Annotated in this window: 1 protein-coding gene; it reads left to right on the top strand. The window is 56.5% G+C overall.

Features of this window, described 5'->3' with window-relative positions:
* The first annotated feature begins 134 nt into the window (after positions 1-134).
* Positions 135-755: a hypothetical protein gene (locus G533_RS23130; protein WP_051230721.1), complete on the top strand. Its 621-nt coding sequence runs from the start codon at positions 135-137 to the stop codon at positions 753-755.
* Positions 756-1,031: the final 276 nt, after the last annotated feature.

Here is a 1,031-nt window from a genome sequence, read left to right as displayed (position 1 = left end):
GTCGTCACCGTCTTCCAACGGCATTGAGTTCCGAGCGGTACTAGTTCCTTGTATATCTCAGTGCTACCGGTAGATAAATTGAATTCAAATCGACATAATTGCGCGGTTTTTAATCAATGGACAATGGAGTTCACATGAGCGACACCACTAACGCGCTGGTAAAAGAGATCGAAGCACTGCGCGCCAAGCTCGGCAAGGCGATCGAAGCAGATGCTAAAGCAGGCACCAAAGCGCTGGCGACCCAGCAAAAGAGAACCGCTGCGCTGCGCAAGAAGGTTGCAGCGGCCACAACCCGTGCGACCAAAGCGCGCGCTGCCGCCAAAGCGCGTCCGACCGCAGCCAACAAAGCCAAAGTCGCCAAAGTGCGTGATGAGCTCGCGGCCCTGAAAGTCGATCTGAAAGCCGCCAACGATGCTAAGCGTGACATCAATGCTGGCATTGCCGCCGCCAAGAATCTGCTGCGCGAGCACAAGGCTGTCGAGAAGGCGATTTCTGGCGCTCAGCGTGCAGTGACCAAGGCTGCCAGGAAGAAAGCGCCGGCCAAACGCAAGCCGGCTGCTAAGAAGACCGTTACCGCCAAGATGCCTGCGGCCAAGAAAGTCGCGAAGCAGAAAGTGGCTAAGCAGAAGGCGCCTGCGGCCAAGCCCGCCGCTGCGAAGAAACGTGCTCCAGCAAAGCGCAAAGCGGCCGCGAAACGAAAAGCCGCACCGAAGACCGCGGCTCCCAAAGCGATCGCTCCTACCCAGGGCGAGTAAGGTCCATTGCAGTTACCGGCCACGGATCCGTGGCCGGTGACTTCTGCCTTCCCCCGCACACCATCACGACTTTTTTCATCTCCTGACGAGTGGTCAGGCAACAACATCGTTTCGCGAACGTTGCCAACACCCCTCACATCACTATCTCTGCGGTTATTGATTTCTCTATCTGATGGGCCGGGGTCTCGGGGCCATTGAACGGATCATTGGTACGCTAGTACCGAGTTGAGCCGTATTTTTGTGATTGCCTTCCGATATCTTCACGCCAATCTGAAT

The organism is Haliea salexigens DSM 19537 (assembly GCF_000423125.1).
Taxonomy (GTDB): domain Bacteria; phylum Pseudomonadota; class Gammaproteobacteria; order Pseudomonadales; family Halieaceae; genus Haliea; species Haliea salexigens.
Note: the sequence above shows the minus strand (reverse complement) of the source record. Positions and strands in the feature narration are given on the sequence as shown.

Bases quoted from the DNA above. Each gene is read 5' to 3' on its own strand.
- G533_RS23130 (WP_051230721.1), top strand. From the start codon at position 135: ATGAGCGACACCACTAACGCGCTGGTAAAAGAGATCGAAGCACTGCGC.